This is a genomic window from Teredinibacter turnerae T7901 (assembly GCF_000023025.1).
In the GTDB taxonomy this organism is placed as follows: Bacteria; Pseudomonadota; Gammaproteobacteria; order Pseudomonadales; family Cellvibrionaceae; genus Teredinibacter; species Teredinibacter turnerae_B.
On the sequence record NC_012997.1, the window covers coordinates 2,481,855 to 2,505,013 of the forward strand.

Consider the following 23,159-nt stretch of genomic DNA (forward strand, 5'->3'; position numbering starts at 1 on the left):
ATTATTGGAAAAATATGAAGATTTTAAACGGTGGCCATAATCTGACTCACCAAGTGACTTACAATCTTGGGTTAGATATCGTACGTGGCAAATACAAGTTCGGAGGAGAGTTTCCGACAGAAGCCCAATTGGCAGATCAGTACGATATCAGTCGTAGTGTTATGCGAGAAGCAGTGAAAATGCTCACAGCGAAAGGGCTTATCTCTTCGCGGCCCAGGCAGGGTATTAGGTTGCAAGCTACTTCTGAATGGAATATGTTCGATTCCGATGTTTTGATGTGGACACTGAACAGTCGCCCTTCGCTTGAACTCCTCAAAGAATTTACCCAGCTCCGCGTAGCCATAGAGCCCGAAGCTGCCGCGCTCGCCGCCCAAGGGGCATCCGAAGAGCAAAAGACTGACATTCTCGCTGCATTGGAGCGCATGCGTCAGGCGGAACTGGGTAACGACGATGCACTCGAATCCGACATCGAATTCCATACGACGATTTTGCTCGCAAGCGGAAATCGTTTCTTCATTCAGTTGCGTGACTTTATTGAGACTGCACTTCGGGTAAGTATTACCCACACTAATCGCATAAAAAATGTACATTTTGCCAGCTTCGCAGACCACAAGCGTGTTTGCGACCCCATCATCTCCGGCAACCCGGAATCGGCGCGCACCGCAATAAAAGCGCTTCTTAACGAGGCCATTGACTTGATCGACAGCTCACTATTAACCCGGCGATAAAATAGATGATCCTATCTTTTTTATCGCGCGCCCCTGACGTGCTGGCGTAAATGTGTGAATTTTCCAATACTTCAAAGGCTTACATTGCCCTTTGGGCAATCGCGGCGCATCCTTGCACTGCCTAGTAAGGTCGCAATTTTTTTTGTCGAGTTAATAGGTAAGGAAAAGCGCTAAATCTAAGTACACCTGACTTCTTTTGAATCGACTAGCTTTTGCCTAAACGTTGGACGTTGCTCGAAAGCGTTGAACCTTGTCGACTATTGTTATTCGCATGTAGTCACATTAATATGATAAATATGCATTGGTTTTGTTGTGGCCTTGCTTTGTGTTGTTTTTTAATTTCGATATAAAAAAGTAGAAACCAGGTGATAGCACAGCGAGGCGCTCAAGCGATATTGATGATTACTGCGCCAATATAGCGCTGGCAAAAGCAGAGCGAAAATGGGTTGCCGAATTTGATATCGAGCGTATGGTGGATAATACCTAGCGCTGGCAGTCTGCGAACCCGAAAAGGTACCTGGTGTAAATTGTCGAGAAGGGTTAATGACAATGAATTTTGATCCAAAGGATCACCCACATCGCCGTTTTAATGCGCTAACTGGAGAGTGGGTGTTGGTGTCACCACACAGGGCTAAACGCCCCTGGCAAGGGCAATCTGAGACTCTAGATGTTACCGAGCGCCCAAGCTATGACCCTGATTGTTACTTGTGTCCGGGCAACAAACGTATAACCGGAGATGAGAATCCAAATTACTTGAACACGTTCGTTTTTTCGAACGATTTCGCCGCTCTCCAGGCGAATACACCGAATATGTACAGCGATGACGAGCTATTTCGCCTTGAAGCGGAGCAGGGGGAAGCTCGAGTGATCTGCTTTTCACCTGATCACAGCAAAACACTTCCCGAGTTGGAGCTTACTCAAATAACAAAGATTGTCGAATGTTGGGTAGAGCAGACAAAGGAGCTCAGTGGTCGCTACGCTCATATCCAGGTTTTTGAGAATAAGGGTTCTATGATGGGGTGTTCTATGCCGCATCCGCATGGCCAGGTATGGGCGCAGAAGAACATGCCGACCCTTGTCGCGAAAGAGCATGAGCATCAAGGCACTTACTTCGAGAATAACAACCGCGCGTTATTGTTGGATTATGCGGAGAGAGAACTCAAAGACGGCCAACGACTTGTGGTGAGTAATGATGACTGGATAGTTGTGGTGCCCTGGTGGGCGGCGTGGCCATTTGAAACCTTGGTGTTACCGCGTTTTAGCGTCCAAAAAATGGTAGATCTTAACTCAAGTCAACGGTTGTCGCTGGCAGATGTAGTCCGGCAAATAGCCATCCGATACGATAATTTATTTAATATGTCTTTTCCCTATTCAATGGGTTGGCACGGTGCGCCAATCGATGGTGAGGAGCATTCTGCCTGGCAGCTGCACGGCCATTTTTTTCCGCCTCTTCTGCGCTCGGCTACCGTGAGAAAATTTATGGTGGGTTATGAAATGCTGGCCGAATCACAGCGCGATTTAACGCCCGAACAAGCCGCGGATAAGCTGCGATCTCTGCCCGCCAGCCATTACAAAGCAGCATTAGGTGGCGAGGTGAGCCATGACTGAAGTAACACCTGATGTGCGGGCAGCCCAGGCACATGAAAAACACTTTTCGAAAGCGGCTGAACGTATCTTTAAAGCACCGGGCCGCGTAAATATAATTGGCGAACACACAGATTATAACGATGGTTTCGTATTGCCTGCGGCATTGAATTATTTTACTGCAATCGCTGCATCGAAGCGCGAAGATCGAGTGATCGAGGCAATCGCGCTCGACGAAAAAGGATCGCGCGTAAAGTTTAGTTTGGACGAACCCGTTACGCGGGACGCTGATGCCTCCTGGAGTAATTACCTGCGCGGTGTGGTTATTGAATTGCTGGGTGCGGGTTATCAGCTATGCGGTGCAAATATCGTTATTGCCGGCAATGTACCCTTAGGTGCAGGATTGAGTTCCTCGGCTGCGCTTGAAATTGTTTCTGCCGCGGCGCTTACCGGTCTCAGTGATGAAGCCATTTCTGGGGTTCAGGCAGCTCTATTTGGACAGGCCGCCGAAAACAATTTTTGTGGTTGTAGCTGCGGAGTGATGGATCAACTGGCGTCTGCCTTGTGCGAACCCCAAAAAGCCATGCTGTTAGATTGTCGCTCCCTGCAAGCGCACATGGTCGATCTGCCTGCTGAGTTAAGCCTCGTCATCATTAACTCTAATGTGAAGCGTGGGCTGGTGGACAGTGAATACAATATACGCCGTCAGCAATGTGAAACCGTAGCCTCGTATTTTGGTGTCGATGCACTAAGGGATCTCTCGCTAGAACAGCTCGTTGCGAATAAAGCGCACATTGACATTTTGCCATACAAGCGTGCATACCATGTGATTACAGAAAATCGACGCACACTGGACGCTGCTGATGCGCTGTCGCGAGGAGATATAACTGCGCTAAGTAAACTAATGGTTGAATCGCACGAATCAATGCGTGACGATTTTGAAATTACTGTTCCAGAGATTGATATTTTAGTCGACATTATCAATCAGACACTGAAGGGAAGGGGGGCTGCGAGGATGACTGGTGGTGGTTTCGGAGGTTGTGTTGTCGCACTGGTGCCTCGCGAACTGGAAAACAGCGTTATTCAATCAGTGAACGAACAGTATTTTTCTAACACGGGCTTGCAGCCGGAAATTCACACTTGCCAGGCAGCTGGTGGTGCATTTGCCTCACTTGCGGAGGGTTGACTTAATCCTGATGGAGACAAAAAATTTATCTTCGCGACTATACGCCAGCGATTCACAAATAATTTTGCCTATCACCATGCAGTGTTTTGGCGGCAATGCGCCGCTGGTAAACCAGCAGCGCAATTCAATTTACCAAAATAATACATATAGCAGAACTGTAAGCAACACTACAGCAATGCCTGCGATTTTCACCGACGGTGAGTGTGTCATATCCATATCTGCATTGACTGGCAGTTCGACAGGGGCGGGTAGAGGGCGAACGATCGTCATGAGCGCGCAGTAGACTAAAACGAGAAAGCAACAGATTGCCATTCGGTCTAAAAAGGAAATCTCGTCCGAGAACCAAAGCCCAGCGTGGACAACAATGTCACCGAGCCACCATTTGATCAGGCCGTAAAGGCATGCATTGAGTACGATGCCACTCCAACCCAAAAACCGAGGTGCACGGGGTACCAACAGCCCAAACAGAAAAATTGCAATTACGCCTGGGCTTATGAAGCCTTGGAATTCCTGAATGAAAGTAAAAATTCCACCGAATTCAGGTGCAGAGAGTGAAGGGGCGATTAGCGCCCCAATAATTACAAAAATGACCACAAATGCGCGACCCCATGCGGGTAACTTTTCTTCGGGAATACCAGGCGCATATTTGCGAACCAGATCCATAGTCGCAATTGTCGAAGCAGAATTGAGCATGGAGGCCAGGGAGCTTACGATCGCACCGAAGATTGCTGCCAATACAAACCAGCTAATCCACGGGTAGGGTTTAATCAGGTTTCGCAAGAGTGTTGGAAAAGCGCCATCATAATCGTAGTTGCCGGTCGCTGAGGCTAACTGTTCGGAGTACAGGTTGAAAGCAAGAATGCCGGGAATTACCACGACAAAAGGTATCAGTAATTTTAGAAAGGCGGCGAACACAATCCCCTTTTGACCTTCCGCGAGGGATTTGGAGCCTAGGGTTCGCTGTACGATGTACTGATTAAAGCCCCAGTAAAAAAAGTTGGGAATCCATAGCCCAACAATTAACGCTGACCAAGGTATCTCTGGGTCATTAATAGGGCGAACCATGTGCAGTTTGCCACCCTCGGCTGCGGTTCCTGCATTGAGCATTTGGAATCGTTGCCACGCACCCGCCTGCTCGAGTTGGTTAATATCAATATTTTTGAGTGTGGCTGTTTTTGCGAGCATGGTTGGTTCTGCAGAGCCAAGTGCATCGAATGCGAGCCAGGCGACTATACCACCGCCAACAATCAAGGATGCCCCCCAAATGAGGTCTGTCCATGCACAAGCTTTAAGTCCTCCAACAAACACATAACCAGCCGCTAATAGTGCGATTAACCAGCAAGAAGCAGTTAAATTACCGAGTAGGGGCACATCAGGGTAATAGCCTGAAATAACTTTAGCGCCAGAAAAAATTACGGAGGCAGTGGGAACACCGACGAGAATAACCAGCGTTGCCAGCGCCATCACTTGGCGAGAGAAAGGGTCATACCGGTATTCAAGAAACTCTGGAACAGTATATATACCGGTTTTGAGGAATTTAGGAAGAAAAACGAAGGCGACAAAAACCAGAGTGATCGCAGCAAACCATTCATAAGAGGCAATCGCCATGCCTAGCCAATCGGCTGCTTTGCCAGACATTCCAACAAATTGTTCAGTTGAAATATTTGCGGCAATAAGCGAAAAGCCGACCAGATACCATGTGAGGTGGCGGCCAGCTAAAAAATAGCCGCTCGCAGCACCGGAACCATCGCTGGCAGTGCTTCGTCCCTGCCATATACCAAAACTGATGACACTGGCGACCGCGGTCACAAATAGAAGTATTTCAATGATGTTCATTTGTTCCCCCAATAGTTATTTTCGTTGTTATAGAGAGCGGCAGATATGCATACACGCATTTCCGCTTGGCATAATCTGCACAGAATATCTTATATATCATATATTATCGACAGGTAGCTTCGTTATTTGGATAACAAGTAAAACAAAATACTGGTCTCAAACTCAGACTGCTGCTGAAGGCCGGCGCTGCGCCCAATAATTCGGAAGGCGTCTTTGTTCAGTCAATTTTCCAGGCCGCTAAACCACATACCGTTCCCAGCAGAAATACCGGTTTTTCGAATGGCTTTTCGCATTGCCTATTTAATTAGTTCTGTTGCCCGCGCGTGTCGGATGTTAATTAAGGTCTGTGAAAACCAATTCAATTCGATCTAGCTGAACGAGTTTTTTATGCTTAAAGCGGGCTGCGGCCTGGGCAATTTAAGGTTTGTTTTGCCGGCTGCACGAGTGAGAAAAATAATGCATCACTTGATAGAGCGATTTAGTTAGCCACAAATTAATGAATCGAACAATACGTGCAATGCTAACCTAAGCTAACAGATTGAAATGTGGGGTCGCGATCTTTTATCGCCCCCGAGTGCAAATGTTAATATATATGATACATATGCCCGTCAGTGGCATGTCCTGTACCGTGTTGGCAGCAATTTAAACAGCTTTTGCCAGCGCAGACTATGACTCGCATAACGTACCCATGCATATCAAACATGGGTACTTATCAACTGGCGTTTGCTAGACCCGTTTTACAACTAATCTGCGAGATGTTGCCTGTTGTATCTCTCTTAACACTATAAAAATAGACAGAAAGAGGAATTTTCGTGATGCAAACATATAGACGTTTTCAACCCGGTACATTCAAGTGGTATTTGGCTGGATGCCTGCTCTTTTTGATTCCTCAAGCCATTGCGCAGCAGTGCAATTGGTGGGGCACACTTTACCCATTATGCCAAACCACGGAGGTAGGGTGGGGCTGGGAAAATAACCAGAGTTGTATTTCCACGAGCACCTGCACCACACAACCCGCTCCCTACGGTGTAGTAGGAGATTCTTCCAGCTCTTCCTCGAGCAGCAGCTCATCTTCTAGCAGTTCCTCAAGCAGTAGCTCGTCGGCTAGCAGCGCTTCCACGAGTAGCACGTCAAGCAGCAGTTCTTCCAGTTCGAGCACCAGTGGGGGAGGTCAGTGCGAGCAGATGTGCCAGTGGTACCAGGATGAACCTCGCCCAATCTGCACAAACCAAAATTCCGGCTGGGGCTGGGAGAACCAACAGAGCTGTGTCGGTATCGATACCTGCAACAGTCAAACTGGTGCTGGCGGAGTCGTGACAGTGTGTACGGGGTCGTCGTCCAGTAGCTCGAGTAGCAGCTCCAGCAGCTCGAGTTCCTCAAGCTCTTCGTCTGGTTCTGCCTGTCCTCCAGGCACCGTCACGCCCTATGTACAAGTTAATGGCGGTACTTGGCAGCAAACCGGCAGTGTGTCGGTTAACAGCGGAGCGACCCTAAAATTTGGACCTCAGCCAGTCACTGGTGGATCGTGGTACTGGACTGGCTGTGGTACTTCCGGCAGCAGCCGAGAGCAAACGGTAATCGCTGCACAAAGCTGTCAGGCTGCCACGCGTTACACCAACGCCTGTGGGGCAACGACTGATTACACATTTAATGTAAGCGTAAGTGGTTCCAGTTCAAGCTCCAGTAGCTCGTCCGGTAGCAGTGGCGGGGGGTACCAGGAGGGTGAGTTTATTCTGGGAATGGATATATCTTACTGGTCGGAGCAGCTGGATCGCGGCGCGACTTATGTGGACACCGATGGGCAGGCCAAAGATTTACTGACTCTTTTTAAAAACCACGGCATCAATTTTATTCGCCTGCGCGCATTCGTAGATCCGACAGCGCCCTACGGCTACGCCTCAACTGCTGGCGGCTGCTCAGGTAAAGCTCAGGCATATAACGGCACGGCTGATGTAGTCAGAATGGCCAAGCGGATAAAAGCGGCTGGAATGGGATTTTTATTGGATTTCCATTATTCCGATACCTGGGCAGATCCGGGCAAACAGGTTATTCCCTACGCCTGGCGCTATACCAGCTCAATTCAACAACTCGCTGCTGAGGTGCGTTCCTACACCGTCGATGTGATGCAAGCCCTGCAAGCGGAGAATGCTCTGCCGGATATGGTTCAGGTCGGTAATGAAATCACCCCGGGGATGATCGTACACCAGGCAACCAGCAGCACCGACTGCTGGGGAAATAACTCGGCGGCGCGAAGTGGTCCAAACGGCCGCGCCAGCAACAGCAACTGGAGTAATCTTGGCGCACTGCTCTCGGCAGGCATCCAAGGTGTTAACCAAATTGACCCGAATATTGAAACCGTACTTCATATCGAAAATTTCGATGACCCCGCGGGCGTGGAGTGGTGGGTCGACAGCGCACTCAATGCCGGTGTGCAATTTGACGTACTTGGGTTATCCGCATATGAGGAATTTCAAGGTCCTGCCAGCGCCTGGCGATCAACTATGCAGAGACTGGCCTCCCGGTATCCGCAGCTCTCATTTGCGATTGTGGAGTTTAACCCCCGCGGTCGATTGCTGGCTGATATTTTAAGAGAAATTCCCGACGGGCGAGGCTTAGGGACATTTTTCTGGGAGCCAACGGAGTCCGGCTATTGGGGAAATGCCATATTTTCCCAACAAGGAAATAGTTACTATGCTAACAGTTCGGATTTCGCGGTATACGATCAAATCGTTGAAGATTATGGGTTGCGCATACTTCAATAGATAACTGTTGGACTTAACAACGTCGAACCGTAGAGGAGGCTGGGCGAGATTACCGCTCAGCTTTCTTTCCTTTTGCGTTGAAGAATTCTAGGTCACACCATATTAAATTCCTGATTCTCTTTTCCCTTAAACCAACCAACCAACCAACCAACGAGCCACCCTCGATATTTCCTTGCCTTGGACCGCCCTAATGAAATGACGGCAATCCAGGAGGCTTCCTTAGGGGGCTGTAGTCTGAATGTGGCCCATCACTTATTTTGCGTGTAATGTCCGTTATGGAAATCAAACTTTTCACGGTTCGCCGTGCAGATCCAGGAAACTGGCGGCTGCCAACAAAAGTCAGCGTATTCCAGAATATCAGCATAGGCTTAGATTTGATCAGGAAAACGCACAACAAGAATCGCTCGGTTGCGTTCCTGAATCGGGTGAATGTGTGTTCGGATTTGTTTCGGCCGATATAGCTGAGGAATTCGCGGCGAGCGGGAACATAGGGTGTGCGACGATCTGAGGGGCGCCTAAAGACCACAAACACCAAGCTCAACCGCCAAACCCATATATTCCGATAATAACAATTATCGGAATATTAAAGTGTCCATAACACTGCCCTTGTGGCGTTGTTCTTCGAAACAGTCGGCAATATCGAGTCATTATCGCATCTGTCGCAAGTCATCTATAACTCAGGCAATCCCACCCCGAAAGCCATTTGCTGATGGTGAATCTGCCGGTAAGATATCGCGATAAACCCTTACTTTCTCACGAGTTAAATGAAATCGCGTAAGTTGTTCATTTGTTTGGCCGTGCTCACATTCTGTGCGGCCGCTGCATTTTTGTTGCTATCCCGGCTGCGAGTACAGTTGTTGCCGGCAATGGCGAGCGACCTGCCGTTTAGTCTGGTGTCCAGCTCCGATACGAGCGCTGGTGGGCAGTCGGAAATTTCCGTTATGAGTTTGCAGGATCATTTGGTTTTTAAATTTGAACTGGATGCGGCGTTTTCCTACCCATACGCCGCTGTTGGTCTTGTTTTTAAGGACAATACGCGCGGGAACAACTTGCAAGACCTGACTCGCTTTTCGAAGATAGCATTTAAAGTACAGTGTTCTTCTGCCACAACGTTGAATCTGGTGCTGTATACGTTGGATGCTGAGTCGAACAATGCCACCCGTTTTGAGAACTTGCGGCCGTCCCTGGTTTCTTTTCCCTGCGGAGCGCGAAGCACGCCGGTGGAGATCGGATTACGGTCTCTGGTCACTCAGGATTGGTGGCTCAGCGAACAGGGGCTACCGCCTACGGATACCTCTTACGACTTACACAGGGTATACAGTATTTCCCTGGTTAACTCCCGCCAAACTCCACGTTCCAAGCCGGTGCGCGTGGAGGTCGATCAGTTGACGCTGACAGGGTGGGATCTGCACTTATTGTTAATGGCTGTTGGCTGCGTATTTAGTGGATGCGCCCTACTTTTATATACGTTTTTATATGCGATTGTTCGCAGCAGGCTCTCGAGCATAGAAACGCAGCCAGTGTTCGAAGTTGGGTCTGCTCAAGTTGAGCCCGATGAAGTCGAGCATGCTGTAGTAGTGAAACATCTGCAAGTAACTACCAAGAAAGATCGCGAAAAATTCGCGGTGCTTCAGTACCTTGCCACCGAATACACCCGTGCTGACTTAAGTCTTAACCAGGCGATCTCGCAACTGGGCATCAACCGTACAAAGCTAAACAGCATATTGCGCGAAGAAACCGGGTTAACCTTCAGTAGCTACCTGAACAAGTTGAGGCTTGAGGAAGCGGCGCGGTTATTGTTGAAGGCGGACGGAGCCAGTATCGCGGAGGTTGCGCACTCGGTTGGCTACAATAATGCCTCCTATTTCAACCGGATTTTTAAAACTGAATACGGCTGTTCTCCCACTACTTATCGTAAACGTGTTAACGATAACCAAACAGCGCACCCGCTTACCGACTAATTGACAAAATTTCTTATACTAGTATTAAGTGTCATTATACAAAATGCACTTTTACTTTAAAAAAATGCAAATTTCTACAAAACCTGCTACAGCTCCTCATCGTTTTTTTCAAAAAAGATAAACTTGCCCCTAGGCCTGATGCTCATCCAGGCCGGATACATATAAAAAAATAACGCGGGCCAACCCGCCTCTATATCAAATAGTCACGAGGACTTTCCATGAATGCTCCCAAACGTCTGCTACTTGCAGCGGCTATTGCCGCAGTAGCTCAGCCAGTGTTTGCGCTGGATGTTTCTTATTCAATTAACGCAGACAGCGTAAAACACGAAATCAGCCCACTTATTTACGGCACCAACCACCGTATGTATATGACTGGGAATGAAAATATCAGTTTCTATCGGATTGGCGGAAACCGTCTTTCGGCGTACAACTGGGAAAACAATTTTTCAAACGCTGGATCGGATTGGCTGAATTCCAGCGATACCTACATGGTGCCCACCGGTGTGGATGGGAGTATTCCCGGCATCACCTATACCGATTTTATTGATAATGACGTGGCTCCAGGTGCTAAAACGTTGGTTACGGTACAGATGGCAGGTTACGTATCCGCCGATGGGGATGGCTCCGTCTCAGAAGCTGAGGCTGCACCCTCTTCGCGCTGGGTACCCGTGTATCCACGTAAAAGTAGCCCCTTCGTACTGTCACCCGACCTGAACGACAACGCGGTTTATATTGATGAAATGGTTAACTTTTTGGTGGATCGCTATGGGCGTGCGGACCAAGGCGGTGTTCATGCGTATTCACTCGATAATGAGCCTGCGTTGTGGTATCACACCCATTCGTTAATACACCCGGAAGCACTCGGTGCCGCTGAACTGGTAGAGCGCTCTACTGCTACGGCATCTGCGATCAAAGATGTCGACCCCAGTGCGCAAATTTATGGCCCTGCCCTGTTTGGTTTCGGAGCTTACACCGACCTTGTCGGCGCCCCCGACTGGGCGAGCTACTCCGGTGCCTACCCCTGGTACATTGACTACTACTTGGACCAGATGCGTATTGCTTCCGGCAATGAGGGCAAACGCCTGCTGGATGTGCTGGATCTGCATTGGTACTCCGAAGCAACCGGGGATTCTCGTGTAATTGATTCGAGCGCAACTTCGCGCAACGACCAGCTCGCACGCTTACAAAGTACGCGTACCCTATGGGACCCGGATTATGTTGAAAACAGTTGGATCGGCCAGTGGTTTTCCGCAGACCTGCCACTTATTCCTCACCTGCAAGCGTCAATTGATACCTACTACCCAGGTACTGGCTTAGCTTTTACTGAGTACAGTTTCGGTGGCGCAGCAGATATAACAGGCGCTATCGCACAAGCTGACGCGCTGGGCATATTCGGCAAATACAACGTTGAATCCGCGACTGCTTGGTTGCTGGAAACCGATTCCTCCTACATCGCAGCGGCCTATCGGTTGTTCCGTAACTACGACGGCAACAACGGAACCTTTGGTGACCAAAGTGTTGAAGCTGTTATGAGCGATAAAGAGAGCAGCTCGGTTTATGCGTCTTTGGACTCAGCAAGCGGTGATTTGCACGTAATTGTCACCAACAAAAGTTTGGACGAAACACTGACGGGGACTTTTGATATTAGCTCCAGCGTAAGCTACAACAGCGGGCAGGTGTACGGTATTGAGCAAACTGCGGCCGAGGTCCAGCAGCTGGGCTCGATCAATGTTATGGATAACGCATTCACGTATTCGCTGCCCGCTGCATCGGCTTACCATATTGTGCTGAGCGGTGAAAATTCTTCCAGCAGCAGCTCGTCCTCATCCAGCTCAAGCAGCTCTTCATCCAGTTCGAGCAGCTCGTCGTCCAGCAGCTCTAGCTCTTCCAGCTCTTCGTCCAGTTCCTCCAGCTCGTCTAGCTCCAGTTCTGGTGGTGGAGATTGCGCTGGTGTGAATGAATACCCCAATTGGACAGCAAAAGATTGGGCTGGAGGCGTTGCCAATCACGCGGAAGCCGGCGATCAGATGGTTTATCAGAGCACGCTCTATAAGGCTAACTGGTACACCAACAGTATTCCTGGCAGCGATGCATCCTGGACCACATTGGGAAGCTGTGGTGGCGGAAGTAGTTCTTCGTCGAGTTCTAGCTCTTCCTCCAGTTCCTCCTCTAGTTCTTCCAGTTCTTCGTCCTCAAGCTCTTCCTCCAGTTCCAGTAGTGGCTCTACTTCAAATGAACTGGCCGTAAACGTAGTAGTGACTAGCGACTGGGGCGCTGGTTATTGCGCGAACTTGAGTGTGTACAACCCAGGTAATAGCGCACAGCCGTATGCGGTTTCATTTGCGGTAGAAGGCACGGTTACCAGTATGTGGAGCGGCAGCTACACGCAAAATGGTTCGGTGCTAAGCGTAACCGCTGCGGCTTGGCACAACACGGTTGACCCTGGTGAAACAGATACAAACACCGGGTTTTGCGCTACACGCTAAATTGTAAACGCTTTATTTCCTGAGACCTTCATCCCGGTACGCCGGGATTTTTTTCATCTTTAACTATCAGGTACAGAGTGCGGCTGAACCCGCCCGCGAAGCGGAATAACCACCTGATATTGCACATCCAAAAGACAAATAAAAAAGGCAAACCGACGTGCTTCGAATATTAACACTGCTTTGTGTTCTATCGTTGTCTTGCGAAAGTCTGGGGCAAGATGACTATTTACGTAGTATTAAAATAAACCTAGCCAAAACCGATGGCGAAATAAACCGATTTTATAATCTCAGCGTCGGCGCGGGCCGTGCAAATGAGGGAATGCGAGCGGACTGGCGCCAACAGCTTGCAGAAGTACATCGCGATGCTGGCTTTAGATATATTCGGATGCACGGATTGCTCACTGACGATATGGCGGTTTATCGCATTGATGATAAAGGTCAGGATCAGTTTAATTTTCAGTATGTGGACGATCTTTACGACTACATTTTGAGCATTGGGATGAAGCCCTTCGTTGAATTGAGTTTTATGCCAAACGCATTGGCCAGTGGTGAGCAAACGGTTTTTTGGTGGCGAGGAAATGTAACTCCGCCACACAGTTACGAAAAATGGGGTGCGCTTGTTAAAACTTTAACTCAACACTTTACCAATCGTTACGGAGCCAAAGAAGTTGAATCCTGGTATTTCGAAGTATGGAATGAACCAAACCTGGAAGGCTTTTGGCAAGGCAGTCAAGCGGACTATTTTAAACTTTATGAATACGCAGCTAACGCGGTAAAAAGCGTAAACCCTAATTACAAGGTAGGCGGTCCAGCGACGGCAGGTGCGGCCTGGATAACCGACACTATAGGATTCTGTGTAGCAAATGACGTTCCCTTGGATTTTGTCAGCAGTCATTCATACGGTGTCAGCCAAGGCTTCCTGGATGAATACGGTACTACAGGGACAGTGCTCGCCAACGAAGAGCGCGCTATTACGAATGACATACTAAAAAACCGTGAGGAAATTACGCGCTCCAGCATGCCTGCGCTGCCGTTACATTATACCGAATGGAGTACATCCTATACCCCTGCAGACCCAATACACGATAGCTACCATTCCGCTGCTTATATCTTGCAGAAAATTAAACAAGTGGGTGACGCCGCCCAATCTATGTCCTATTGGACATTTACCGACATATTTGAAGAGGCTGGGCCCCGCTACGAAGTTTTTCACGGTGGGTTCGGTTTAATGAATATGCAGGGAATAAAAAAGCCCTCCTATTTCGCGTTTCAATTTTTGAATGATCTCGAAAAGGTCTCGCTACAAAATGAGGATAAACAATCATTTGCCAGCAAGAGCCAGAATGGTGATGTGCACGTGTTGCTTTGGGATTACACCTACACGCTACCTAAAAAGACCAATAATCAGCAGTTCTATAACAGGCTACAAAAACCACGAGAAAAAGGTAACGTCCAGTTGAATCTGGATGGGCTTATAAAGGGGCGCTACCAATTACAGATCGCACAGGTGGGATTTAGGAAAAATGACGCCTACTCTGAATATATTGATATGGGATCACCCAATCAACTCACTCGGAGGCAAGTTGAAAAGTTGAAAAAGACCGCAACAGGTGCGCCCCACACCACGCGGATTATTCGGATAGATAAAAGTGGTCGATTCGACCTGGAACTACCTTTGCGAGAGAACGATGTTTACTCTGTTAAGCTCACAAGGTTGTAGCTCGCTGTAGTAGCGCTCAAACTATTAATGAGACAATAATCCAGATGATATTTTTGTTGCTCGCTAACTTTGCACAATTAAAAAGTTGATTTTGTATTTCAAAAAAGTATGTAAAAGACGATAAAAAATGTGCATTTTAAATTATCATGCAGGCTAATTATTAGTTATATAGCCTGGTAGCCGAGCTGATAGCGCAGGGTTATTGTTCGGTAGCATATCTCTAATATGTTGTATTTCAAAAATAAAAATAAATCGCTTCGCTATTTTACTAATAAAACTGGTATCCGACTCTGTTCGCCTAAGTCTAACTATTGGCACCACAACTACTACAGGTATTTTATGAATAAAATAATACGCACTTTACTGGTGTTCGCAGTGACTACCGTTAGTCTTTTCCTAACACACAAAGCATTAGCGTTGAGCTGTTCCGCTTCGGCGGACACTTGGGGAAGTGGATACGTCATAAATGTGACGGTTGTGAATGACGGTAGTAGCGCAATTGATAGTTGGCAAGTTGAACTAGCGTTCGATCAAAATCCTGGGGTTACAGGTTCCTGGAGTGCAAATATTGAGGAATCAGGTAGCACAGTGATTGCCTCAAACGTTTCCTGGAACGGGTTTTTAGAGAGCGGTCAAAGTACAAGCTTTGGTTTTCAGGGTACCCATAATGGCAATTTTAGTTTGCCATCCTGTTCGGCGTCGAGTGTTGGTATACCTACTCCAACCCCATCTCCCAGCCCAAGCCCAGGTCCAACAGTTACGCCAACACCAACCAGCACACCTTCAATCACGCCGACCCCAACGGTTACGCCTACGCCAGTGAGTGGTGAGTTGGTTATCGAAGAAAATACACCGGGGTTCTGCGGTGTAGATGGCACAATTGATACAAACAATGGCGGGTTTACCGGGAGTGGCTTTGCAAATACCAGTAACATTGCTGGTGCAACGATAACCTGGCAAGTGCAAGCGGAGTTCGCGGGTAACTACCAGCTCGACTGGCGGTATGCGAGTGCGTCTACAAACGGTCGCAGTGCGGCGGTCAGTGTTAATGGCTCGAACTTAGGTACGGTTAATTTCCCGACGACTGGTGCTTGGGATAGCTGGACAATCGATTCAGCGCAGCTCTATCTGGCTCAGGGCAATAATACGATTACGCTAATAGCACAAACGAACGAAGGCCTCCCAAATGTGGATTCGCTGACACTGCTGGGCAACGGCGTCAATGCGGTAGATTGCCAGACCCCGACGCCTTCACCCTCTCCTAGCCCTACTCCTAGCCCTACGCCGACACCACCACCTGCGGACGTAACCGTGTTTATTCAGGAAAACGCTAACGGATTCTGTTCTGTAGACGGCAGTATTGATAATGAAAATTCAGGTTATACGGGAAGCGGCTATGCCAATACGGACAATATGACGGGGCAAGCAATAAATTGGAGTGTTGATACGAGTGCGGCAAACTATGTGCTCGAGTGGCGCTACGCAAACGGCTCCACAATCGACCGCGCGGGTACACTAAAGGTGAATGGAAATACGGTGCGTACGGTTTCATTTCCGACGACAGGTGATTGGGCCAGTTGGGCTGATACCCGTGTCTCTGTTGCCCTCGAGGAGGGTGTAAATAGCATCCGCCTTGAGTCCAGCACCACCGAAGGTCTGGCTAATATTGATTCGCTGGCACTGACCGGAATTAGCGTTGCTCCAGCATCATGCCCGCTGCCGCAGGACTGCAACAATATCACAAGCGGAACAATACTAACGGTGGCTGCCAATGGTTCTGCACAATACTCATCCGTGCAATCGGCAGTCAACAGTGTTTCATCATCCAATAATCAGCAGGTTGTCATAAGAATTCGCCCTGGCACCTACTATGAAAAATTACTAATTAACAGACCCAATATCACTTTCTGTGGCGAAACGGGTGCAGAAAGCTCGACTATTCTCACCTACAGCGATGGTGCTGATACAGCCGGCGGTACTTCCGCCAGTTACAGTGTGTCCATTACTGCCAACGATATCTCGATGGAAAACTTGACGATCCAAAATACCCGAGGTGTTGGCTCGCAAGGCGTTGCATTGCGAGTTTCTGCGGAGCGCGCCCAGTTTAAAAACATGCGCTTCCTGGGCTATCAAGATACCCTTTATACCCATGGTGGAACGCAGTACTTCCGGGATTGCTATGTTGAAGGTAGCGTTGACTATATTTTTGGCGCGGCCACCGCTGTTTTTGAAAATTGCCACGTGCACAGTTTGGTGAATGGAACGGCGGTCGTCGCACCGAATACGGCAATCGAAAGGAGTTACGGCCTGGTATTTCTCGGCGGCCAATTAACTAAAGCATCTGCGGTACGCGACGGTGCAGTGGCGCTAGGTCGCAATTGGGGAGCCTACGGAGCAGCGACGTTTATCGGAGTCTATCTCGATACGCATATCGCACCCGAAGGTTGGCGCCCCATGGGCTCGAATACCCTGGATACATCGCGTTTTAGTGAATATCAGAATACGGGGCCCGGGTCCGCCACTTCGCAAAGAGCACCGCAATCAAATCAGCTTAGCGCTTCACAGGCGTCGCAATATACGGTCGATAATATCCTCAGCCCCTGGATTCCGAGCTTTAGCCAGTAATGGTTAATAGGATCGTCCAGCTTCGGGTTTTTTGTGTGCATTAGGTTGCATAGGCATATTGTGCGGTTCTTCTTTAGTATAAAAGAGAGTATAAAGAGAGCATAAAAACAGTATAAAATGCTGTACAAACCATAGAGTTTAAGAGCTGGCTAATATGTAAACTATCAAAGATAGCAGATTCCAACACCTTAGAGACTAAGGTGATGAAACCTGCTTTTTTGTACTACCAATCAGCAACTTTAATTAAACTTTTCATGGCCGTTGGATTGCCTTCGAGCGCTTCAAATGCTTGCTGAATGTTTTCTAAAGAGCCTACGTCAGTAATAATGGTGCCTGTGTCAATGGCTCCATTAGTTACCAATTCGATAGCTTTTTCATAATCTTCGTGGGTGTAAACCCTCGCCCCGATCAACTCAATTTCACGCCAAAAGAATTGAAACAAATCGATGGGGCGCTTTTCTGAATGAATGGCCGTCATAACAATTCTTGCCCTGGACGCAGCGATTTTTGTCATGGTATCAACACCGGGCTGGGTGCCCGAAACTTCAAAAATAACATCGACGCCTCTAGCGTTAGTCTCAGTCATTACGCTCGCCACAATATCTTGCTGCGATGGGTTTAATACCTTAAACCCAAGTTTTTTTGCTATTGCAAGCCTTGCCTCGCTAACTTCAGAAATAATGATGTTGCCGCCAGCGTGTTTCGCCACCATCGCAATCAGCAACCCTATAGGTCCACCGCCGATCACCAAAACATTTTCACCAGCTTGCAGGCGGCTGCGGCTCACTCCATGACAAGCCACAGAAACTGGCTCTATTAACGCGGCACATTCCAGCGGTAGGGATTCAGGAATCTGGTGAACTGTATATTCGGGTACGGTCCACAGTTGTTGAAAAGCGCCATCTGTATCAAGGCCGAGAAATTTTAAATTATGGCAGATGTGTTGAAGCCCGGATTTACACGCGGGGCATTCTGAGCAGTGAGCCAACGGACGCACCACGACGTGTTGTCCAGGCTTTAGATGGCGTACGCCCTCCCCCACATTTTCGACGATTCCAGACATTTCATGACCAATAATTCGATTGCAACCAATTCGTGTATCCATGCGGCCATGAAAAGCATGCAAATCTGTTCCGCATATGCCGACATAGGCTGTTCTGATTTGAACCTCACCCGCCAATGGAGGCGGTGCCATAATTTTAGCGATCTCAAACTGCTTGCTGCCTTTGTAATACGCAGCGCTAATTTCTGTTGTACTCATAAATCACCTCTAACCGTATAATTGTTGCAGTCGCAGTTTTGCCAACAAATAACACATAGTTATCGCACAGCAGCTAGCGGAGCTTGAGATATATTCTCTGACGTGTTTTCGTTTTCGACATAGCCAAAATTTGCAATAATCCCACCGTCGACATAGAGCACTTGACCATTCACGAAATCCGCAGCCTTAGACGCGAGAAATAACGCTGCTTTACCAACATCCTCCGGCTCTCCCCAGCGATTGGCTGGTGTACGCGTCATCACTAGATTATTGAATGGGTGACCATTAACTCGAATCGGCGCCGTCTGTTGAGTCGCAATATAACCTGGACCAATGCCATTCACTTGTACATTGTATTTCGCCCATTCACAGCACATGTTTTGAGTTAATAATTTAAGCCCACCTTTTGCTGCAGCGTAAGCCGCCACGTTCTGACGGCCGTACACACTCATCATTGAACACATGTTGATAATCTTGCCTTCACGGCGCGCTATCATAGCGGGTGCAACCCGTTTGGAAACGATAAATGGAGCTACAAGGTCGATATCAATGACCTGTCTATACTCATCCGTGGGCATATCTAGTATGGGGATGCGTTTTATTATTCCCGCATTGTTTACTAAAATATCGATAGAACCGATTTCTTCTTCTATTTGACTGATGCCTCTATGAACATCGGTCTCGTTTGCGACATCAAACTTCAATATATATACATCTATTCCTTCATTGTTATAGTGGCGCTTGCAGGTTTCCAGTTTTTCCTCGTCAATATCGTTTACAACAATTTTGGCCCCTGCTTTGCCAAGCATAAGGCCACACGCCATGCCTATACCGTGTGTGCCACCTGTGATAAGTGCAATTTTTCCGGATAAGTTAAACAGATCGTTAATCATTGTAAAATTCCCGTATAGGTTAAGAATTAGAAGAGCTTGCGTACTTCAATAACTAGGGGCGCATAGCCTATTGCGATAGTAGATAGCTTTCTGGCTTGTTACGCGAAAAGCGCGCTAGTCACACAAAAAATGCTTTATTGAGGAAACAATTTTTGTTGCGCCGTTTCCATAGAGCATGGTTATGTGGTTTCCGGGAATATCTACATAGACGCCATTTTTTACCCCATTAACCACTGCCATAGCACTGTCTTTGGGAAGCATTGGTGGGGCTCCAGCACCACCGAACGGGCCTGTAGCGTTTAACATCAGCAAGGGCTGCTCAATACTTTTAAGAACGTGATTCCAATCGATTAGGAAAGCTTTATCCACCGTCTCTGCAATTGCGATAGCGCTGGAACGTGTGGTCACCGATCCATCGCTGAAGATTTCAGCATCGGCCCTGTAAAGACTCTCGATTCTGGGGTTCCACCACCCTTTTAAATGTGGCATTTGCTTGACACCGTTTATGAATTCTTCCCAGGAGGAATATTTCTTACCAATGCGAGATACACCAGCCTGTATTTGCTTTCGAATTTCAGGATGTAACCCGCATGGTGTATCTAGGCTGATAAGGCTCGTAATCGTTTTCGGATTTTTCGCTGCCAGGTAGTAGCAAAGAAGCGCACCATAAGAGTGACCGGCTAGAGCAACATCGTTTAAATCAAGCGCTTTTATCAGTTCCAGAAGATCATTTGAATGATCTTCTACACTGTAACCTGTTTCTGGTTTTTCGCTTAACCCGCGCCCACGCAAATCCGGCATAACCACATTGATATCGTTTGCCAGCCCTTCATCGATCAAGCCGTCGAATGAGGCAATATTTTGTGTCAGTCCGTGGACTAACAGGAGCGTTTTTCCTCCCCCGGGAAAATTTTTGTAATGCACTTTAATGCCGTTTACATTGAGATATTTATCCATAGTCATTCCTTTTTGCGTTGCAAGTTGAAATGCAGCTTTTCAGCGCCTAAGCCGCTATTTTAAGCGAGTGTTTTATGGCGCGCTTTGTATTGCCAGGATGTTCTAGTTCCTGCTCCGGATTCAGTATTGCTTAAATTTACGAGCACGTAGCCACATAATCAGTATCGAATGATAGAAAAGTCGAGTGATAGAAAATTACGGCCTGTGTGAGTTTTCTTAAATCGTACAGTTGTGCTGGTTTTGCTTGACGCTACAAGTTGTTGCAGTGTGTTTTTTGTGCTGGCATGGCTAAAAGAGCAATCAAAAAATATTTATCTCTCTTTCTTGGCATTGTGTTGCTGATCTTTGGTGTGCTCAGTTGCGGGAGAGTGCATAAAATTCTGCGCACCCAAACATGAGCAGCAAACGATCGTATCAATTTATTTTTCGTTCGTGTGCGCGCGAATTGATTTCGTGTCTCGTAAAAAAAGTATCTGATATGAGGAGTGAAGAAATGGTGATACAAAACATAACACATTAATAAATTTAGATAGGCGTATTTGCTTCGTGGTTATTTTGGCGCTATTTGTTATTTTTTTGATCTTTTTAGTTAAAATGGTTTTTGGCCGCCTCCAATACGCTATTTTATGGCGGCTATTTTTTCATTCTCCGTAAATGGCTGTGGAAATGTGTGTTGATGTTTATGGCGCGCCCCACTTTGTCGAGGCGGTCCAAGCTGGGGCGTTCTAAAAATTTAGCGCGTGGTATAACAGATGGGGGTAATTTCATTTTTGGTCAGGCTCATCGTGGGGTCTAATTTAAAGTCTGCTAAATTTGACTGCACTTCATTTTCTTGTTCTATTTTGGTTTTGCAAAAAAACTATACGATCTTTTTAAAAATGTCTGAGGCGTCAAGCTGTTGTTGTCTTGGTTTCTATACGTGGGCTGATATCTTGTGTTGTCGGAGGGCTTGCTATTTTGGCTGGTCTAATTTTTTGGGAGATATTGCTTTTTTTGAGGGCCTTAGGCTGTGTGCTTTATCAGTGGGCTTAGGTCCCCACCAATGATTCTTTGGCGGGGACCTAAGCCGCGTCAGCGAGCTGACATCGCTGGTGGATCTACCTCAGATACTCTGCGAGAGGCAGGTTTAGATCGCGAATTCCCTCTACAATTAAACCGCCGATTTCGGTTGCGCCGTCGGCATCAAAATGCGTGTGGTCATCGCAGAAAAATTCGCCTACCGCACCACCCGTTGTAGCAGAGATATCGCCACCTCCGGGTATGGGGCAGAAATTCAACGTATTATAGAGTTGCACACTTCTGGCGTGTAGATCGATAACATCAACATCGTTGGCACTCCCAGCGTTGTAAGTTTCTGATAAAAATCCACGTGTCGCTACCGCAGTTGAACCCGAACACGCTATGGCACTCACAGGTGTAATAAATATTGGCGTCGCACCGCGCGCTTTTGCTGCATTGGCCATCATGGCGTATTCCTGCATAAAAGCTGCGCTACTTACATGACGAGGGCAAATAGACGCACCGTCATTTATACCAAACTGGATAAAAAGGTAGTCGCCGCTCTGCATACCGTCCAACAGGGTTTGCCAGCGGCTTTGCAATATGGGTGTACCGTTGCTGGTATTTAACAAGCACTCCCCGTCGCCACCCATGGTTGACTGAACATCGTATAACCACGTTCGTACACTGCGCCCGCCAGCGGCATAGTTTCTCACTGTTACATTGCTGTTGAAGTAACTTTGAAAACTTTTACCCCACCCCGTAGGACAAGGTGTCACGCCGTTGGCGACTGTAGAATCGCCTGCTAGCCACACGGAAATATTCGGTAATTCCGGGCAGGTGCCAGCGCTCAAGTCACTTCCGGTTACTTCGAGGTAATCGATATTTGCCAACCCGCTTTCGCTTGTGGCTGTCAGCCTCAGGGTGTTAGTACCCTCGTTGAGAAAAACGGATAGCGTTTCTATAGCCCATATGTTCCACGATCCTGTGTCGGTAAGGTTGATATCGTAGGTCCCGCTTGAACTATCGTTCACGGCCAAAACTCCTGGCCGTGCACTGCCGCCACCATTCGCGTAGCGCAGTGCAAGCTGATAGGTCCCCGCCGTGCCAACCTGGACGCTCCAGCTCACTGCGCTACCGAGATTGTTACCCGTGTTTGCAAACCCATCACCGGTAAATCCATCGTTATTGTTATCGATAGTGCCGTTAACACCGCAAAATCCAGCGGCATTTTCCTGCACTACCAAGGAAACAATTGCGCCGCTCGAGCTCGAGGAGCTACTGCTTGTACTTGATGAACTTGACGTGCTAGAGCTGCCAGCTCCACTACAGGAAGCTGCCGCAGGAGATAGTCCAGTCACACTTAAAGCGTCTATATTGGCGAGCCCTGTGGTTTCTATTGCTTCCAGGCGAACAATATTTATACCGCTCTCCAGGTTGACGGGGACCAACATCGAATCATTCCAGATTGTCCATTCACTCGTGGCTGGAAAGTCCAGGTCTGCCTGATTGACACCGTTGATAAATATTTTGCCCGGTCGGTTGGCGATCGATCCGTTTGCATAGCGCCATTGTAAATCGTAATTGCCTCCGACGGCGGCGACAGCCCACTCTATTCCGCTCCCTACAGCATTATCTGTGTTGGCAAATCCAGCACCGCTGAAGCCGGGGTTATTATTGTCAATGCTACCTTCGACATGGCACAGTCCATCCGCTTCCTGCAGAACCAACGTGGTAAAGTTGCCACCACTTGAGGATGAACTCGAAGACGAGCCACTGGACGTGCTGTTGCTCGACGTGATTCCGGCAGCCGTGCAGCTCAAAATCGTCGCAGCTGCATCGGTGCCATCACCTTGGAAGCCGAAAGTTGCAGTGGCTCCGGGTGGGATGCTGTTATTCCAGCCAGCGCTGGTAGCGGTATAAGGGTTGGACCCGCTATACGTTGCATTCCATAAACTGGTTACAGTAGAACTTCCATTTTGCTGCCATTTAACTTGCCAATCGTTGATGGTGGCCGCGCTATTGTTGGCGATGGTAATACTCGCGGTAAAGCCTGAACCCCAATCATTACTAACCTCGTAGCTACACTCCTGACCAAGTGTATGCCAGGAAAACATAGCGCAATGCGTCGCCAGCAAAGTCCTGAAAACAGCATGTCGAT

General features: G+C 48.0%; 13 protein-coding genes. 8 read left to right on the forward strand and 5 right to left on the reverse strand.

Going from position 1 to position 23,159, the window contains the following annotated elements; all coding sequences use genetic code 11:
* Positions 1-14: 14 nt before the first annotated feature.
* The 3 genes from TERTU_RS10210 (at position 15) to galK (ending at position 3,498) form a co-directional block, all read left to right on the forward strand.
* Entirely contained in the window at positions 15-728 is a 714-nt protein-coding gene (locus TERTU_RS10210; protein ID WP_015817141.1) for a FadR/GntR family transcriptional regulator, read from the forward strand.
* 543 nt (positions 729-1,271) lie between these two features.
* Positions 1,272-2,336, forward strand: a complete 1,065-nt coding sequence (locus tag TERTU_RS10215; RefSeq protein WP_015820454.1) for a UDP-glucose--hexose-1-phosphate uridylyltransferase — start codon at positions 1,272-1,274, stop codon at positions 2,334-2,336.
* Positions 2,329-3,498 carry a galactokinase gene (gene galK / locus TERTU_RS10220; protein ID WP_015818959.1) on the forward strand — a complete coding sequence of 390 codons (1,170 nt, stop codon included), beginning with the start codon at positions 2,329-2,331 and terminating at the stop codon, positions 3,496-3,498. The genes TERTU_RS10215 and galK overlap by 8 nt, the downstream gene beginning before the upstream one ends.
* Positions 3,499-3,627: 129 nt before the next feature.
* Here the strand turns inward: galK and TERTU_RS10225 are convergent, their stop codons facing one another.
* Positions 3,628-5,334: a sodium:solute symporter family transporter gene (locus TERTU_RS10225; protein ID WP_015818224.1), complete on the reverse strand. Its 1,707-nt coding sequence runs from the start codon at positions 5,332-5,334 to the stop codon at positions 3,628-3,630.
* Between the two features lie 815 nt (positions 5,335-6,149).
* On the opposite strand from TERTU_RS10225, the gene TERTU_RS10230 reads away from it, so the two are divergent.
* The 5 genes from TERTU_RS10230 (at position 6,150) to TERTU_RS10250 (ending at position 16,888) form a co-directional block, all read left to right on the forward strand.
* Positions 6,150-8,096: a glycosyl hydrolase 53 family protein gene (locus TERTU_RS10230; protein ID WP_015818803.1), complete on the forward strand. Its 1,947-nt coding sequence runs from the start codon at positions 6,150-6,152 to the stop codon at positions 8,094-8,096.
* A 764-nt stretch (positions 8,097-8,860) separates the two neighbouring features.
* Positions 8,861-10,057 (forward strand): AraC family transcriptional regulator, encoded by a 1,197-nt coding sequence (locus tag TERTU_RS10235; RefSeq protein WP_015819601.1) that lies wholly within the window; start codon positions 8,861-8,863, stop codon positions 10,055-10,057.
* 218 nt (positions 10,058-10,275) lie between these two features.
* Positions 10,276-12,543, forward strand: coding sequence for a glycoside hydrolase family 44 protein (locus TERTU_RS10240; protein ID WP_015818975.1), 2,268 nt, complete (start codon positions 10,276-10,278; stop codon positions 12,541-12,543).
* Positions 12,544-12,700: 157 nt separating this feature from the next.
* Entirely contained in the window at positions 12,701-14,263 is a 1,563-nt protein-coding gene (locus tag TERTU_RS10245) for a GH39 family glycosyl hydrolase (protein ID WP_015819919.1), read from the forward strand.
* 225 nt (positions 14,264-14,488) lie between these two features.
* The gene (locus TERTU_RS10250; RefSeq protein WP_015817779.1) at positions 14,489-16,888 is read left to right on the forward strand and encodes a pectinesterase family protein; all 2,400 of its coding nucleotides are present in this window, start codon (positions 14,489-14,491) and stop codon (positions 16,886-16,888) included.
* Between the two features lie 223 nt (positions 16,889-17,111).
* On the opposite strand, the gene TERTU_RS10255 is transcribed toward TERTU_RS10250, so the two are convergent.
* From TERTU_RS10255 to TERTU_RS10270, 4 genes are all read right to left on the reverse strand, one after another.
* Entirely contained in the window at positions 17,112-18,149 is a 1,038-nt protein-coding gene (locus TERTU_RS10255; RefSeq protein WP_015817187.1) for a zinc-dependent alcohol dehydrogenase, read from the reverse strand.
* 59 nt (positions 18,150-18,208) lie between these two features.
* Positions 18,209-19,042: a gluconate 5-dehydrogenase gene (locus TERTU_RS10260; RefSeq protein WP_015818690.1), complete on the reverse strand. Its 834-nt coding sequence runs from the start codon at positions 19,040-19,042 to the stop codon at positions 18,209-18,211.
* Between the two features lie 114 nt (positions 19,043-19,156).
* On the reverse strand, positions 19,157-19,999 hold the full coding sequence (locus tag TERTU_RS10265; protein WP_015818098.1) for an alpha/beta hydrolase: 843 nt from the start codon (positions 19,997-19,999) through the stop codon (positions 19,157-19,159).
* Positions 20,000-21,096: 1,097 nt separating this feature from the next.
* A complete protein-coding gene (locus TERTU_RS10270) occupies positions 21,097-23,115 on the reverse strand; it encodes a cellulose binding domain-containing protein (protein ID WP_015817754.1) in 2,019 nt (672 codons plus the stop codon).
* Positions 23,116-23,159 lie beyond the last annotated feature (44 nt).